The following is a 16,270-nucleotide window of genomic DNA, read 5'->3' on the forward strand; positions in this document are numbered from 1 at the left end:
GCATTAAACCCCGTAGGCCTGGTTGAGCATGCGACGTGCGAAACTCGAGTCGTCGGCGTGGTTGGCAATTTTGTGAGCGCGGAATTTGGCCGCGTAACTGAGCAGGGTTTCCTTGTGGCGGCTATGCCGGTCACGGGTAAAAATCCCGGCCCAGAGGTTGTCCCAACGCGCGTACTCGGGGTGCGACATCAGCAGCTCATGGGCCTTGCGCATGTTCCAGTGGGGGATAGACGGGTGCAGGTGGTGCACGAGGTGGTAATTATCGTCGTGGCGGCCGAAAAAGAAGTTTTCCAGCGCATTGCCCTTACGGTTACGGGTCAGCAGGAGCTTTTCGCTTTCAACGGCGGGCAACGGATAATGCTCGGCCAGCTCGATGATCCAACCCACGGCTACGGCGGCCGTGAACAGCGGCACGAACCAGAACAGCACCAGTTCAACCGCAAGGCCAAACCAGGCAACCACTGCAAAAATCACTGCCCAGTAGGCCCACATCAGCACGCGTTCCTTGCGGATGCGCGCGTCCTGGCCCTGGAGCCGGTCCTTGACGATGTACTTGATGTATTGAAGGGTGCGGTAACCCGATAACGCCATCACCACGTTCTTCAGGAAGAACTCGCGCTCGCTTTGCTGGAGGTCGTACAGGCCGCACTTGAGATGGAAATTGTAGTCCGGGTCTTTTTCCGGGTGCCCCAGGTGCACATGGTGGTTTTTGACGTGCGAGGTGCTGTAGGACTGGTAAAGATGGAAGATCAGGTACCCCGAGAGAAAGGTACCGGCAAACCAGTTGATCGCCCGGTTTTTCGCCAACAGTTTGTGACTTGACTCGTGCAACACGTTCGCCAGGGCACGTTGAGTGGTGCCGATGAGAAACAGCGAAACGGGATAAAACCAATAGCTGACGCCCACGGACAGATAAATGGCAAAGGCGATGATTGAATAATCCTTACCCAGTGCTATCGCCCAATGGTAGTTATCTTTCTTGCACAGGTGCTTGAGCATCCCGAAGGTTTCACGGGAAATACCCGCAGCGTTTTGGCCACCTGGCTCTATGTTTTTATCGACCAGCATAATCACTCCATAATTAAGCGGCACGCTGCAACACGCCTATCGCCTAGAGCGACGATGATTTTTTGGGGTGTTGCGGCTCTTGTTTTTTTGCCTGAGCTAAACTCATTGGCTGCAAAAAAACTAAAGCACCGCTTGATAGTGAACAAGCTGCCCTTTTAGACAGGTAGCGCCAAAACACAGGCGCAGGCACGCGCCCTCCGGTGAAAATTCACTGGAGGGCGCGGGGGTAATAAAGAAAATGCCTGAGGGTCAGGCCTGTTGGCGGATATAACCCAGCTGCAGGGCTTTGCGAATGGCGGACTTCCCGTTGGTCACATCCAGCTTGCTGAAGATATTCTTCATATGGAACTTGACCGTGCGCGGACTCATTGAAACCAGCAGCGCTATTTCATTATAGGTCTTGCCCAGGCTGGTCCAGGACAATACCTCCGTCTCCCGAGGTGTCAGCACGGTTTCTGTGGGGACCACGGCTTGCGCCGCTTCCAGGGCCTCGTCATAGACCGAGACCAGCAGCATCTGCAGTTCACTTTTATTGGCGAGCACCCGATCACGAAACTGTTGATGTTCGCCAAAACTGCACAAGTTGAGGATGGAATAAAACCCCCGGTTTCCATGCACGATAAAACTGGCACCCTCAGCGACGGGGGCACACGGCCCTGGCACCGGGACCGCTTCTGCCGCGGGTGCAAGGATGTTTTCATCGCTCCAGAAAAACGGCTTTATGCGGTTTTTGGACAAGGACAGCAATTGACCACGCTGGTAAAAGTCATCCGCAGTGTCACCACGGTCCAGCGCATCGGGGTAGTTAGTGATGATTTCCGCTTCATCCAGCGTGGGCCCACACTGATAGACCTCAAAATGCCCGAGGCCACGTCGGCTCAGCTCGGCATCGAGCAATTGATGCACATCGGCAGGTTGCATGAGCGTGTTGTTATTGGTTTGTCCATCGCTTCGCATGAATATCGTCCCTGATGAGTGACAACGGGTGAGGTTAACGATCCGACAGGAGAGCTTCAATCCGTAAGCTTCCGACCAGAACCGACCCACACCGTAGGAAAATTCCTCTATACAAGGGAAAGAATGAAACACGCCTAGCGAACTTGTCCAGTGCTTGCGATGGTGAGCCGACGGCGAGCAGGTGCAGCCGTTTTCAATCAGGCTATCTGTGCCGCGAACACCTCGCAAAACCGCTGCATTTGCTGCTTATTACCCACCGTCACCCGCACCCACTGCGGCCAGTTCTTCCACACCCGTCCGACCAGCACCTGCTGGACAGCCAGGCGCTCAACCACCTGCTCTGCCGGCTGCCTCACGTCGATCATGAAACAATTGCTCTGTGAAGCCGTGCAGGCATAGCCCCGGCCCTTGAGCCAAGCGATCGTCTCATCACGCAAGCTGGCATTGAGCGCCTTGCGCTGGCCCAGCAACTTGACGTCTTCCAGGCTGGCCTGCGCACCCAGCAGGCTGGTGCCGGCCGGTACGTTGTCGCCGCCGAACACCGCCAGGCGCTCCAACAGCCTGGGATGGCCGATCGCCAAACCCAGGCGCGCGCCGGCCATACCGTAAATCTTCGAGAAGGTGCGCAAAACCAGCACATCGTCGTGATCCTTGACCCAACTCACGCAACTGGGGGCATCGCAGAAGTCGATATAGGCTTCGTCCACCACCAGCACGCTGCCTTCGGGTTTGTTCGCCAGTGCCTGGCGGATGGCCTCGGTGGGAGTCAGGGTGCCGGTCGGGTTGTTCGGGTTGCACAGGTACAGCATGCCGGCCTGGGGATTGGCCGCGAGCATGGCCGGTACATCATGGGCATGCTGGGCATTGAGGTCCACTTCATGCACCGCTGCCTTGTTCGATTCGGCGGCCTGGCGAGGAACTTCGTAGGACGGCGTGGCCATCACCAGGCCTCGGGCCGGGCTGGTGAATGCCAACACGGCATAGCGCAGAGCGGCCATGGAGCCGGCGAACACCGCCACGTTGTCCTCGTTGATGCCTTGCTGCCGGGCAAACAGCGCCGCCAACGCATACATGTGCGGGTAAGGATAACGCCCCGATGCCGCCATCCCCGTCTGCATCGCCTCAAGCGCCGCTTTTGATGGCCCATAAGGGCTTTCGTTGTAATTGAGCAATACAGGGCCAGACGCCGTCGGCGCAGGGCTGGCGACCGCCCAATCGAGATGCCCAAGCACAGGCAAGGCCGCGCCCAGGGCGAGAAGGGACCGACGACTGACGCTGACCATGGTGACTACTCCTTGTAGGCGAACGGGAAATTCGTACGAGTCGTACAGAGGAGTATGACGAGGAAAATGTCGCCCGATTTAGCAACACCCGCTTAGCCACGCCAGCGCCGTCCACCACGCCTGACCTGCCAGCACGATGCACTCAACGCTTTATTGTCGAGGAGGACGCATGTAACACTCCTCGCCGGGAAGCCAGAAATGCTTCACGACACGCTCTAGGCTGCGGGTCTCACGCGGCAATGGACGATCAGGAAAAAGGAACGGGTGAGCACGTGATGCACAGACGGGAAAAAACCGAGCACCTGAAAAGCAACATCAGGTACTTGATCAAAAGTCGCGGCGAAACCCAGCTTTCGTTAAGCAGCGCCGCAGGCCTGACCAGGACCACCATCTACAACATCCTGGAGGGCAAGGTCGCCAACGTACAGCAGTCGACCATTCGCAAGATCTCCGACTTTTTCGGCGTCTCCTACGAAGAAATCGAGACCATCAACTTCGAAGCCAAGGAAATCATCGAGAGCAATGTTTCTCCGCTGGGCAATATGAACCCGGCGGCGGTGCCGGTGCTCAAGGAAAGCCTGTTGATGCAGAACCTGGGCAAGCGTATCGGCGAGCTGGCCACGCTGTTTCCGCTGACGTACTACTTCGGCGTGTCCTGCAATTTGATCGGCGTAGAGCTGGAACACGGGATTCCGGGCCTCAATGAGCCAGGGGACCTGCTGATCGTGCAAAAGGGTGCGTCCAGCGACGACAAGGAAAAGCTGGTGTACGACCGTGCCACCAAAAAACTGTTCATTAGCCTCGAACCCTGTGCACATTCAGATCGCCTGTGTGTCATCGGCGATATTCTCGAGGAGCGCTTCAATGACCACGGCTGAAACAAGCATTGAAAACAGCAAATACAAGCTGCTGGGCTTTGAAAATGACAAGCGCCTGGCGGTGGTCATGGTGATCGCCACCGGCAAGGTCATCAAGATCAAGCTCAGCGAAGTGCTCAACAGCGAAATGATGGACAACTTCAACAAGCTGGAAATCAAGAACCTCTACAAGAAGTTCTACTCACAGGCCGGCACACTCACCGCGTACGAGATGAACGACCGCAATGAAAACTCGTGGATGATCTACATCATCCTGAACCTGTTGCTGTTCACGTTCTATATTTTCACCAGCATCGCCGCGACCAAACCGATTTACCTGGAATCGATGGGCATCATCGTCACGCCGGGCACTTTTCTCTACCCGTTGACCTTCCTGATCGTGGACCTGCTGAACGAGAACTTCGGCCTGCGCCTGGCCCGCAGGGCGATTCTGTTTGCGTTTGCCAGTAACGCGATGATCATCATCCTGCTCTATGGCTCGACGTTCCTGCCTGGGTTGCCGGGCTGGAAACTCGATGGACCTTACAACGACGTGATCCTGCAAGTATCGTCGGTGCTGATCGCCTCTTCGGTGTCGTTCCTGGTGTCGGAGAACATCAATTCCTACCTGCTGTGCAAAATCAAGGAACTGACCAACTCCCGATACCTGTACCTGCGGATTTTCCTCAGTACGTTCTTTGCGGTGATCATCGACAGCTTCCTGTTCTGCTTTATCGCTTTCTATGGCGTCATGCAGACCAGCGACATCTTGAGCATGATCTATGTACAGATCGCGATCAAAGTCGGCTTTGCGTTCTTCAACATCCTGCCCGCCTATGGGGCGCGTTCGTTGTTCAAACGCTATCTGACCAGTGCCAGCGCATAAGCTCTATGGGCTGCTGCTCATGTGGGAGGGGGCTTGCCCCCGATGGCGGTGTGTCAGCTGAACATCCATTCACTGACACGGCCTCATCGGGGGCAAGCCCCCTCCCACATTTGATCACCTGGCTCTGGATCGAGCTACTTCAGTTGCAACTTGTGCTTGAGGCTTTGCATCACATCCGCCTTGTTCTGCAGGTATTCATTCAAGCCTCGCGCGCGCAGGTTGCACGCATCACATTCGCCACAGCCGGTGCCGATGATGCCGTTGTAGCAGGTCAGTGTCTGCTCGCGCACCAGCTCCAGTTGCCCATGGTAATCGGCCAGGGCCCAGGTCTCGGCCTTGTTCAGCCACATCAGCGGGGTGTCGAGACGCACGTCGTATTCCATGCCCAGCTTGAGGGCCTGGTTGAGCGCTTTGACGAACTCGTCACGGCAATCCGGGTAGCCCGAAAAGTCGGTTTCGCAGACGCCGGTGATCACGGTCTGCGCCTTGACTTGATAGGCGTAGATCGCGGCCAGGGTCAGGAACAGGATATTGCGCCCCGGCACGAAGGTGCTCGGCAGGCTCTCACCTGAGCTGTTCACGGTCGGCACGGGGATGTTGTCGCGGGTGAGGCTGCTGATCGCCAGCTCATTGAGCAGCGACACATCCATCACTTTGTGCACGGTGGCGCCCAGTTGCTTGGCCAGCTTGCGGGCCACTTCGATTTCCGCCACGTGGCGCTGGCCATAATCGAAGGTGATGCAGTGCACTTCGTCATACAGCTTCAGCGCCTGGATCAGGCAGGTGGTCGAGTCCTGCCCGCCACTGAACACCATAACGGCTTTTTTACTCATTGCATGGCTTCCCGCAGTCGTGGAATTAAGTAGGAGCGAGCTTGCTCGCGAAAAACGTCAACGATAACGCAGCGCATCCCGTTTGACACAGCACTCAATAAAAAGCCCCGCGCATCTTCCGAAGGCGGGGCTTTTCACTGCAAGACCACTCAGTGTGCGTAGGTCAGCAACAGCTCTTTCGGCACTTGGAAATCCAGGGACATCATCACGCTGAGCGCGGTGATGGTGAAGATCGAGAACACGAACAGCTTGCGCGCCCAGACGGTGTCATCCACCGCCTTGTAGCCGGTCCAGGCCATGTACAACCAGTACATGCCCATGGCCGCGGCGACGGCGAGGTAGCTCATGCCGGCGTAGCCACTGAAGGTCAACATCAAGGTCGCCACGAGGAAGGCCAGGATGTAGAGCAGGATGTGTTTCTTGGCTACCTGGATGCCACGCTTGACCGGCAGAACCGGAATCGACGCAGCCAGGTAGTCATTGAAGCGGAAAATCGCGATGGCGTAGGAATGCGGCATCTGCCACAGGCTGAACATCACCAGCAGCACCAGCGCTGCCATGTCGAAGCTATTGGTTACAGCCACATAACCAATCACCGGCGGCATTGCCCCCGACAGACTACCCACCAGCGTGCCGTGTACCGACTTGCGCTTGAGGTAGAGGCTGTAGAGGCCGACGTAGATGACAAAACCGATCACGGCAAACAGCGCCGCCAGCGGATTGGCCACCTTGTACAACAACACCACGCCCGCAACACCCAGGACGGTCGCGAAGATCAGTGCCAGTTTCAGGGAGATAAGGCCCTGGACCAGCACACGATTCTTGGTGCGCTCCATCTTGATGTCGATGTCACGGTCGATGCAGTTGTTGAACACGCAACCGGAAGCAACCACCAGGGACGTACCGATCATCGCAGCCAGGAAGATGGCCAGATCGACATGTCCCTTGGAGGCCAGGAAGAAACCGCCCGCCACAGAAAGCACGTTACCGAAAATGATCCCCGGTTTGGTGATTTGGATAAAGTGCTTAAGCGACATCGGGTTTTACCTCACTTCGCCATCATGAACGTATGGATGCTGAACATGATCCAGATCGACAAGCCAACCAGCAGCAGGATGACCAAGCCTGCGAACACGAACGCAATCACGTTATCGCGCTGCTCTTTGGAACGATCCAAATGCAGGAAGTACACCAGGTGAACCAGCACCTGAATCACCGCGAACGCCAGTACGATCATCAGGGTGATCGACTTCGGCAGGGTCGGGTACATCACCAGACCGAACGGGATGAGCGTCAGGATTACCGACAGGATGAAGCCGATGGCGTACGACTTGACGCTGCCGTGGCTTGCATCATGGCTGTCATGGTCATGGGAGTGTGCATTAGCCATTACAGGGTCCCCATCAGGTAAACAACGGTGAAGACGCAGATCCAGACCACGTCCAGGAAGTGCCAGAACAGGCTCAGGCAGCTCAGGCGAGTCTTGTTGGTGTTGGTCAGGCCGTGTTTATTGACCTGATACATCATCACCGCCATCCACAGCAGGCCGGCTGTTACGTGCAGACCGTGGGTGCCTACCAGCGTGAAGAACGCGGACAGGAAGCCGGAACGGTGCGGGCCGTAGCCTTCGGAGATCAGCAGGTGGAACTCGTTGATCTCCATGCCGATGAAGCCCAGGCCGAACAGGAAGGTCAGTGCCAACCAGCTCAGTACGCCTTTCTTGTTGCCCTTGTAGAAGGCCAACATGGCGAAGCCGTAGGTGATCGAGCTGAACAACAGCAAGGCGGTTTCGCCGAGCACGTAAGGCAGTTCGAAGATGTCGTGGCCCGACGGGCCACCCGCTACGTTGTTTACCAGTACCGCGTACACCGCGAAGATCGACGCAAACAAGATGCAGTCGGTCATCAGGTAGAGCCAGAAACCGAAAACGGTCATCGGCCCCGAGTCGTGGTGATGGTCATCGTGCCCATGGTCATCGACATGGGCGTGTCCAGCATTGGTCACTAAGTTCGACATGGTTTAAGCCTGTTCCAACGAGGTTTCTACACGGTTGGCCGGGATCTTCTTCTCGGCTACCAGGCGAGCGTGCTGCTCGGCTTCGATGCGTTCGATCGTTTCGACCGGCACCATGTAGCCTTGATCATCACGCGCTGCGTGAATGATGAAGTAACCGATAGTGCCCACCAGGCCTACGATTGCCAGCCACCAGATGTGCCAGATCATCGCGAAACCGAACACGGTCAACAGCGCGCCCATCACCACGCCAGTGGCGGTGTTGTTTGGCATGTGGATCGGTTCGTAATGCTTGGGACGCTGGTACGCAGTACCGTCTTCCTTGGCTTCGGTGAACGCATCGATAGTGTTCGCAGTCGGGATCACGGCGAAGTTGTAGAACGGCGGTGGCGACGAGGTCGACCATTCCAGGGTGTGGCCATTCCATGGGTCACCGGAGTCGCAAGCGTTCTGCTTACGGTCACGGATACTCACGTACAGCTGGATCAACTGGCAGGCGATGCCGGCAGCGATCATCAGCGCACCGAACATGGCGACGTACAGGTACGGCACCCACTCAGGGTTGGTCGTAGCGTTCAGACGACGGGTCATGCCCATGAAGCCCAGTGCATAGAGCGGCATGAACGCGACGAAGAAGCCCGAGATCCAGAACCAGAATGCAGCCTTGCCCCAGCCTTCGTGCAGCTTGAAGCCGAACGCTTTCGGGAAGTAGAAGCTGAAACCAGCGATGTAACCGAATACCGCACCACCGATGATCACGTTGTGGAAGTGAGCGATCACGAACAGGCTGTTGTGCAGTACGAAGTCAGCACCCGGGATGGCCAGCAGTACGCCGGTCATGCCGCCGATGGCGAACGTCACCATGAAGCCCAGGGTCCACAGGACCTGGCTGGTCATGCGCAAACGACCGTGGTAGATGGTGAACAGCCAGTTGAATAGCTTCACCCCCGTCGGGATGGAAATCAGCATCGTCGCCAGGCCGAAGAAGGCGTTGACGCTGGCACCCGAACCCATGGTGAAGAAGTGGTGCAACCACACCATGAAGCCCAGTACCGAGATTGCGCCCGATGCATAGACCATCGAGTGGTGACCGAACAGGCGCTTGCCGGTAAAGGTCGAGATCACTTCGGAGAAGATACCGAACGCTGGCAGGATCAGGATGTACACCTCAGGGTGACCCCATGCCCAGAACAGGTTCACGTACATCATTGGATTGCCACCAAGTTCATTGGTGAAAATGTGGAAATCCAGGTAACGGTCAAGCGACAGCAGCGCCATGGTAGCGGCCAGGATCGGGAACGAAGCCACGATCAGCACGTTTGCCCAGGTGCAGGTCCAGGTGAAGATCGGCATGTCCATCAGTTTCATGCCAGGGGCGCGCATCTTGAGGACGGTGGCCAGGAAGTTGACCCCCGTCAATGTCGTCCCGAGTCCTGATAGCTGTAGCGCCCAGATGTAGTAGTCCACACCCACGCCCGGGCTGTATTGCAGGCCCGACAGAGGTGGATACGCAACCCAACCGGTCTTGGCGAACTCGCCGACGCCCAGGGACAGGTTGATCAGTACAACGCCGGATACCAGCAGCCAGAAGCTCAGGGAGTTCAGGAACGGGTAGGCAACGTCACGGGCACCGATCTGCAGCGGCAAGGCAAGGTTCATCAAGCCGGTGAAGAATGGCATCGCCATGAAGATGATCATGATCACACCGTGGGCGGTGAAGATCTGGTCATAGTGTTCAGGCGGCAGGTAGCCAGGCGAACCCTCGGTGGCCATGGCCAGCTGGGTACGCATCATGATGGCGTCGGCAAAGCCACGCAGCAGCATGACCATGGCAACGATGACGTACATGACACCGATTTTCTTGTGGTCGACCGACGTCAACCACTCGGTCCACAGGTAGGTCCACTTCTTGAAATACGTAATGGCTGCAAACAGTGCCAGACCACCCAGCGCGATCATGGCGATGGTCACCATTACGATCGGCTCGTGGAATGGGACCGCGTCCCAACTTAATTTACCAAACATCGTTTACTCCTCTGCCCCAGCAGTTGAATGCGAGCCCGTGTCAGAACCTTCAACCACGGCCACTTCTTTCTTCTCGTGCTTGACCGGCTTGCCTGGCTTCATACCTTCGTACTTGTCGACGATTTTCTGAAACAGGTTCGGCTCGTACGCGGAGTACAGGGCGACTGGGTTGTTCTGGCTCGGTTTGGTCAGGGCGTCGTATTCAGCTTGATCAAGCTGTTTAGGTGCGGCCTTGACTTCGGCTACCCAGGCGTTGAAATCTTCCTGGCTCGTCGAGATCGCTTTGAATTTCATGCCGGTGAAGCCAGCGCCGCTGTAGTTCGCGGAGATGCCTTCCATTTCAGCTTTTTCGTTGGCGATCAGGTGCAGGCGGGTCTGCATGCCTGCCATCGCGTAGATCTGACCGCCCAGGGCTGGGATGAAGAACGAGTTCATCACGGCGTCGGAGGTGATCCGGAAGTTAAGCGGAGTGTTCTCTGGGAACTGGATTTCGTTGACGGTGGCGATACCCAGGTCCGGGTAGATGAACAGCCACTTCCAGTCCAGCGCGACCACTTCGATGTTGATCGGCTTGACGTCGGATTCCAGCGGACGGTACGGGTCCAGCTCGTGGGTCGACTTATAGGTGATGTAACCCAGGGCGATGATGATGAGGACCGGAACCAGCCACACCGCGATTTCAATCTTGGTGGAGTGCGACCACTTCGGCGCGTAGGTCGCGCTGGTGTTCGACGCGCGGTATTTCCAGGCGAAGGCGAAGGTCATGATAATCACAGGCACCACGACCAACAGCATCAGCAGCGTGGCGGTGATGATCAGGTTTCGTTGATCCAGACCGATCTGTCCTTTCGGGTCCATCAAGGTCCACTTGCAGCCTCCCAGCATTAACATCATGCCAAGCAGCGGCAAAAAGCCTAGTAATCGGGGGTACCTGTTTTTACTCATCTCACGACCTCTAAAGCAGCTTGCGCAATGCAGTTGGGTTTTGATCGCCAACACTTCACCCTGCCAAGGGTTGGCATTTCTCTTCGATTGAATAAGAGCCTGCCCGTCACGTCATAGCTGCACGTTTCACGGACCTGCGGTGAGTTCTTATTCGATTTCGTGGCTAAAGGCCTTGTTACAGACCAATTCCATTTGGTGCGGATAGTTGAAAGGCTGCCGGAACCTGGGGTCGCACAGAGCCTTCCATCTGCTCCTCGACCGCTCCAATGCTCAAATATTGAACAGCACCGGACATTCAGTGCGGGCGATTGTAGTTAGCTAGCGATGTATAAACCATGTCTGAGAAAGAAATAATTTTTATCGATTACAGCAATAATCCTTCACCATTCTTGCAACGGTTCGCGATCTTATCGCGTTCAATTCTCAACAAAAACCACAAAAATTGCGCTGCTATTGGGCAGATTGCCACTCCCCTTACAGCTGGTAAGGGCATAACAAACGGAGCGAAGTGCCCATAAAACAAGGCATTTACAGAGCGTGGCCGTGCTCGGACCCCACGCGCCTCGCGGTGTCTTCCAAGCCACGAATTGACAGCACAATTTGCGCAGCTGATGCAAATCCACAGGCCGGTTCGGCCGGTCAGAAACCACCTGCGACAGCCTTCGTGTGACAACATGTCGCACGCTGCGCGCACCATTTGTTGCTGCCCGTCACGGCTCTTTCACAAACCCTGCGAACAAAAACGCCCCGGCCTTCCGTTAGGGAGACCGGAGCGTTTCATGGAACGGGGTCAGGCTTTGGGGTGGCGATTACGATAGATGCACAGGGGCACCAGGATCACCGTCAGCACGAACGCCACCAGCGCCCATTGCGCCAGGGACAAGCCAAGGATCGGCGGATAGGGTGTGCTGCAGAAGCCGTCGACCTGAAAGCCCAGGGGAAACACTTTGGCCAGGGGCAGGTCATCGACGATCGGCTGCAGCACGTCGATGCCGCAACTGACCTGCGGGAAGAACTGGGTGTACACATGGTGACCGGCCGCAGCCACACCGCCCAGTGCGCTGACAACCACCAGCCCTTCAAAAAAGGTGACCGCCCCTTTGCTGCGCATCGCAGCACCGATGAACGCGAAGACCGCGATCAGCAGCAAGGCGTAGCGCTGCAGGATGCACAGCGGGCACGGCGCTTCGCCCAACACCACTTGCATGTACAGCGCCCCGCCGATCAGCGCCAGGCAGATGATGCCCAGCAACACCAGAAAGCGCCGCTCCCTGCCCAAACGCATTTCGTCAGTCATCCCGGTTCCCTTTCTCTATTGTGCCAATGGCGCAAGTTTACACACAGGCACTCGTTAAAACAGAGAGGGGTTAACAACGGATTAATCAGCAAAAATGAAGCGTTAAATGTGGGAGGGGGCTTGCCCCCGATAGCAGTGGATCAGCCAGCGTATGTGCAGCTGACCCACCGCCATCGGGGGCAAGCCCCCTCCCACATTGTTAAGCGTGTTACTCCAGGGCTGCAGCCGGGCCGAAGAATTCGTAGCGGCTCTGTTTCTCGGGTACGCCCAGGGCCTTGAGGTGGCGCTTGATCGCCGCCATGAACCCTTTAGGGCCCAGGAAGTAGGCATCGATGTCACGCTGCTCGGGCAACCACGCCGCCAGTTGCTCCTGGCTCAGCAGGCCGACCGTGTCCGCTGCGGGGCTCACGCCGTCATCCTCGGCGTAGCAGTAGAAGCGCTTGAGCTGCGGGTGCCGGGCCGCCAGGGCGTCTACCCAGTCACGGAATGCATGCACCCCGCCGTTACGCGCGCAGTGGATAAAGTGCACGGGGCGCTCGGTGGCCAGTGCCGCTTCGAGCATCGGCAGGGTGGGCGTGATGCCCACCCCGCCGCTGATCAGTACCAACGGCTTATCGCTGGCGACCAGGGTGAATTCACCCGAAGGCGGGAACAGGTCAATGCTCGCGCCGACATGCAGTTGGTCGTGCAGGTAGTTGGACACGCGCCCACCGGCTTCGCGTTTGACGCTGATGCGGTACAGGCCGCCATCGCTCAACGCCGACAGGGAATAGTTGCGCCGCACTTCCTCGCCATCGAGCTTAAGTTTCATGCCGATGTACTGGCCCGGAGCAGCCTCGAGGATCGGGCCGTTGTCCGCCGGGGCGAAGTAGAACGAGGTGATTTCGTCGCTCTCCTCCACGCGCTTGACCAGCAGGAACGGCCGCGCACCGCGCCAGCCGCCGGGCGCCTGGGCTTTCTCCTCGTAGATCGCCGCTTCGGCGCCGATCAGGATATCCGCCAACTGGCCGTACGCCGCGCCCCAGGCACTCATCACCTGCGGGGTGGCAATCTCGCTGCCCAGTACTTCGGAAATCGCCCGTAGCAGGCAGGCCCCGACGATCGGGTAGTGTTCCGGCAGGATCTGCAGGGCCACGTGCTTGTTGATGATCTTGGCCACCAGATCGCCCAGCTGGTCCAGCTGGTCGATGTGCCGCGCATACATCAGCACGCCATTGGCCAAGGCACGGGGCTGGTCGCCGCTGGCCTGGTGGGCCTGGTTGAACAGTGGGCGCACTTCAGGGTATTCGGCCAGCATCATGCGGTAGAAATGGGTGATCAACGCTTCGCCGCCACTTTCCAGCAGGGGCACAGTGGATTTGACGATGGCACGGTCTTGGGCACTCAGCATGGGAGACTCCTAGGTCTTTTAACTCATTGCGTTTAGGTACTCAGTAATCGTGCCAACTCATAAATCTTTATTTTTCAGCCAGTTAAAACTCATGTAGTCAGTTTGACCTCCTACAGCTTATAGTCACAAGGACTACAAGGAGTCATTATGACCGCACAATCGTTGCTCACCACACTGCTGCCCCTGGTCGCTGACTTGTCACGGGAACTGCCCGAAGGCGAGCGTTATCGACGCCTGCTGCAAGCCATGCGCGCCTTGCTGCCGTGTGATGCCGCCGCGTTGCTGCGCCTGGAGGGCGAGTGGCTGGTGCCGCTGGCCGTGGACGGCTTGAGCGCCGACACCCTGGGCCGACGCTTCAAGATCAGCGAACACCCGCGTTTCGAGGTGCTGCTGAGTAGCCCCGGCCCTACCCGCTTCGACAGCGACAGCCAATTGCCCGACCCCTATGACGGCCTGGTCGACGGCCTGCACGGGCATCTGGAAGTTCACGACTGCATGGGCTGCCCGCTGTTTATCGATGATCAGCCATGGGGCCTGCTGACCCTGGATGCTCTGGACACCGAGCGTTTCGAACGGGTCGAACTCGACGCCCTGCAAGCCTTCGCCAGCCTCGCCGCGGCCACGGTCAACGTCGCCGAGCGCATTGAACGCCTGGCGTTGCGCGCCGAAGACGAGCACCAGCGCGCCGAGATCTATCGCCAGGCCAGCGGCCAGCAACACACAGAAATGATCGGCCAGAGCAAGACGCACAAACGCCTGATCGAGGAAATCAAACTGGTGGGCGGCAGCGACCTGACCGTGCTGATAACCGGTGAAACCGGGGTCGGCAAGGAGTTGGTCGCCCAAGCGATTCACGCTGCGTCGCCGCGTGCCGACAAGCCCCTGATCAGCCTCAACTGCGCCGCGCTGCCCGAGACCCTGGTGGAAAGCGAGCTGTTCGGCCATGTGCGCGGCGCCTTCACCGGTGCGCTGAATGAACGCCGAGGCAAATTCGAACTGGCCAATGGCGGCACGCTGTTCCTCGATGAAGTGGGCGAGCTGTCGCTGGCCGTGCAGGCCAAGCTGCTGCGGGTGTTGCAAAGCGGCCAGTTGCAGCGCCTGGGGTCGGACAAGGAGCATCAGGTGGATGTACGCTTGATCGCTGCCACCAATCGAGACCTGGCCGAAGAGGTGCGCAATGGCCGCTACCGCGCCGACTTCTACCATCGTTTGAGCGTCTACCCGCTGCAGGTGCCTGCGTTGCGCGAACGCGGGCGCGATGTGTTGCTGCTGGCTGGCTTCTTTCTGGAACAGAACCGCTCACGCATGGGCCTGGGCAGCCTGCGCCTGACCAGCGATGCCCAGGCGGCGCTGCTGGCCTACGACTGGCCGGGCAATGTGCGTGAGCTGGAACACCTGATCGGACGCAGTGCACTCAAAGCTTTGGGTCACTGCCGCGAACGGCCGAAAATTCTGAGCCTGAGTGCTGCGGATCTGGATCTGCCTGATGTCAGTGCAACAGCCGTCGAAGCACCGGCCGCCGCCGTCACCGAAGTCACCGGCGATCTGCGCCAGGCCACCGAGCACTACCAGCGCCAGATCATCAACGCCTGCCTGGAACGCCATCACCACAACTGGGCCGGCGCCGCCCGCGAACTGGGCCTGGACCGCGCCAACCTCGGCCGCATGGCCAAGCGCCTTGGAATGAAATAACCAATGTGGGAGGGGGCTTGCCCCCGATAGCAGTGTGTCAGCCAGCACATTGGCAACTGACCCACCGCCATCGGGGGCAAGCCCCCTCCCACATTTAGACTGTCTTGGCCTTGAAGACCGGGCTCACACCCTTAGGCTTACGGAACACCAGCACATTACCCAGCATCACCAGCACCAACCCCGCCAGCGCCGGTGCCGTCCACTGATAGCCCTCCGCAAATGCCGACACGTTCAGCGCCACCACCGGAAACAACACCGTGCAATACGCCGCCCGCTCCGGGCCCATGCGCCCCACCAGTGTCAGGTAGGCGGTAAAGCCGATCACCGAGCCCGGAATCACCAGGTACCACAAGGCCCCCAGGTAACGTGCGCTCCAGTCCATCTCGAACGCAATACCGCGCACGGCGCAATAGGCCGCCAGCATCGCCGCGCCATAGGCCATGCCCCAGGCGTTGGTAGTCAAGGGCCGCAGCCCGGCTTTCTGCTGCAGGCTGGAAAGCATATTGCCCGCCGAAAAACACATCGTGCCCAACAGCGCCAAGCCCAGGCCGAGCAGGGTTTGCGGGCTGGCGGCGTGGCCGGCAAGCTCTGGCCAGAACAGCAAGCCCAGGCCGAGCAAGCCAAGGCCGCCGCCCATCAACACATTGCGTGCGACGCGCTGGCCGAAAAACACACGGGCGTTCAGTGCGTTCCACAAGGTCGCCGTGGAAAACACCACCGCCACCAGCCCGCTGGGGATCCACTGGCTGGCGGTGAGAAAACACATGAAGTTGACGCAAAACAGGCACAGGCCCTGCGCCAGGCAAATCAGGTGCCCGCGCCGGTTCATCACTTGCAGCCGGCGGCTGAGCAGCAACAGCACGAACAGCACCAGGGCCGCCAGGGCGAAGCGATAAACGATCGACACGGGAATTGCCACCACGCCCAACTGCCATTTGAGTGCGATCCAGGTGGTGCCCCAGATCAGCACAGTGAGTAAGTACAGGAAAAGGTTCATAACAGGCTCCGGTGATAGAGCCACAGT

Annotated in this window: 15 protein-coding genes and 1 pseudogene; 4 read left to right on the forward strand and 12 right to left on the reverse strand. The window is 58.3% G+C overall.

All coding sequences use genetic code 11. The features are described from left to right. Positions 1 to 3: 3 nt before the first annotated feature. From C4J94_RS22575 to C4J94_RS22585, 3 genes are all read right to left on the reverse strand, one after another. A complete protein-coding gene (locus C4J94_RS22575) occupies positions 4 to 1,068 on the reverse strand; it encodes a fatty acid desaturase family protein (RefSeq protein ID WP_124388138.1) in 1,065 nt (354 codons plus the stop codon). A 249-nt stretch (positions 1,069 to 1,317) separates the two neighbouring features. After that, on the reverse strand, positions 1,318 to 2,157 hold the full coding sequence (locus C4J94_RS22580; RefSeq protein ID WP_256657583.1) for a LuxR family transcriptional regulator: 840 nt from the start codon (positions 2,155 to 2,157) through the stop codon (positions 1,318 to 1,320). A 65-nt stretch (positions 2,158 to 2,222) separates the two neighbouring features. After that, positions 2,223 to 3,308 carry a pyridoxal phosphate-dependent aminotransferase gene (locus C4J94_RS22585; protein ID WP_124388139.1) on the reverse strand — a complete coding sequence of 362 codons (1,086 nt, stop codon included), beginning with the start codon at positions 3,306 to 3,308 and terminating at the stop codon, positions 2,223 to 2,225. 275 nt (positions 3,309 to 3,583) lie between these two features. Between C4J94_RS22585 and C4J94_RS22590 the strand changes: the two genes are divergently transcribed. Beyond that, positions 3,584 to 4,186, forward strand: a complete 603-nt coding sequence (locus C4J94_RS22590) for a helix-turn-helix transcriptional regulator (protein WP_124388140.1) — start codon at positions 3,584 to 3,586, stop codon at positions 4,184 to 4,186. Then, positions 4,173 to 5,051 carry a queuosine precursor transporter gene (locus tag C4J94_RS22595; protein WP_124388141.1) on the forward strand — a complete coding sequence of 293 codons (879 nt, stop codon included), beginning with the start codon at positions 4,173 to 4,175 and terminating at the stop codon, positions 5,049 to 5,051. Before C4J94_RS22590 ends, C4J94_RS22595 begins: the two co-directional genes overlap by 14 nt. Positions 5,052 to 5,185: 134 nt before the next feature. On the opposite strand, the gene queC is transcribed toward C4J94_RS22595, so the two are convergent. The 6 genes from queC to cyoA all read right to left on the reverse strand — a co-directional run bounded on the left by queC (position 5,186) and on the right by cyoA (position 10,867). Beyond that, positions 5,186 to 5,884: a 7-cyano-7-deazaguanine synthase QueC gene (gene queC, locus C4J94_RS22600; RefSeq protein WP_124388142.1), complete on the reverse strand. Its 699-nt coding sequence runs from the start codon at positions 5,882 to 5,884 to the stop codon at positions 5,186 to 5,188. Between the two features lie 149 nt (positions 5,885 to 6,033). Then, positions 6,034 to 6,921 carry a heme o synthase gene (cyoE, locus tag C4J94_RS22605; protein ID WP_003176002.1) on the reverse strand — a complete coding sequence of 296 codons (888 nt, stop codon included), beginning with the start codon at positions 6,919 to 6,921 and terminating at the stop codon, positions 6,034 to 6,036. 11 nt (positions 6,922 to 6,932) lie between these two features. Then, on the reverse strand, positions 6,933 to 7,274 hold the full coding sequence (cyoD, locus tag C4J94_RS22610; RefSeq protein WP_010206434.1) for a cytochrome o ubiquinol oxidase subunit IV: 342 nt from the start codon (positions 7,272 to 7,274) through the stop codon (positions 6,933 to 6,935). Further along, the gene (locus C4J94_RS22615; protein WP_010206435.1) at positions 7,274 to 7,900 is read right to left on the reverse strand and encodes a cytochrome o ubiquinol oxidase subunit III; all 627 of its coding nucleotides are present in this window, start codon (positions 7,898 to 7,900) and stop codon (positions 7,274 to 7,276) included. Before C4J94_RS22615 ends, cyoD begins: the two co-directional genes overlap by 1 nt. Before the next feature lie 3 nt (positions 7,901 to 7,903). Then, the gene (gene cyoB / locus C4J94_RS22620; RefSeq protein ID WP_124388143.1) at positions 7,904 to 9,922 is read right to left on the reverse strand and encodes a cytochrome o ubiquinol oxidase subunit I; all 2,019 of its coding nucleotides are present in this window, start codon (positions 9,920 to 9,922) and stop codon (positions 7,904 to 7,906) included. Between the two features lie 3 nt (positions 9,923 to 9,925). After that, on the reverse strand, positions 9,926 to 10,867 hold the full coding sequence (cyoA, locus tag C4J94_RS22625) for a ubiquinol oxidase subunit II (RefSeq protein ID WP_124388144.1): 942 nt from the start codon (positions 10,865 to 10,867) through the stop codon (positions 9,926 to 9,928). A 27-nt stretch (positions 10,868 to 10,894) separates the two neighbouring features. Between cyoA and C4J94_RS28030 the strand changes: the two are divergent. Beyond that, positions 10,895 to 11,185, forward strand: a pseudogene (locus C4J94_RS28030) (hypothetical protein). A gap of 472 nt (positions 11,186 to 11,657) precedes the next feature. On the opposite strand, the gene C4J94_RS22635 reads toward C4J94_RS28030, so the two are convergent. Both C4J94_RS22635 and hmpA read right to left on the reverse strand, forming a co-directional pair. Beyond that, a complete protein-coding gene (locus tag C4J94_RS22635; protein ID WP_124388145.1) occupies positions 11,658 to 12,164 on the reverse strand; it encodes a disulfide bond formation protein B in 507 nt (168 codons plus the stop codon). 208 nt (positions 12,165 to 12,372) lie between these two features. Further along, on the reverse strand, positions 12,373 to 13,554 hold the full coding sequence (gene hmpA / locus C4J94_RS22640; protein ID WP_124388146.1) for an NO-inducible flavohemoprotein: 1,182 nt from the start codon (positions 13,552 to 13,554) through the stop codon (positions 12,373 to 12,375). 147 nt (positions 13,555 to 13,701) lie between these two features. Between hmpA and norR the strand changes: the two genes are divergently transcribed. After that, positions 13,702 to 15,246: a nitric oxide reductase transcriptional regulator NorR gene (norR, locus tag C4J94_RS22645; protein ID WP_124388147.1), complete on the forward strand. Its 1,545-nt coding sequence runs from the start codon at positions 13,702 to 13,704 to the stop codon at positions 15,244 to 15,246. Positions 15,247 to 15,340: 94 nt separating this feature from the next. Here the strand turns inward: norR and C4J94_RS22650 are convergent, their stop codons facing one another. After that, entirely contained in the window at positions 15,341 to 16,243 is a 903-nt protein-coding gene (locus C4J94_RS22650) for a DMT family transporter (RefSeq protein ID WP_124388148.1), read from the reverse strand. Positions 16,244 to 16,270: the final 27 nt, after the last annotated feature.

Origin of the sequence: Pseudomonas sp. R5-89-07 (genome assembly GCF_003851685.1) — a bacterium.
GTDB lineage: Bacteria > Pseudomonadota > Gammaproteobacteria > Pseudomonadales > Pseudomonadaceae > Aquipseudomonas.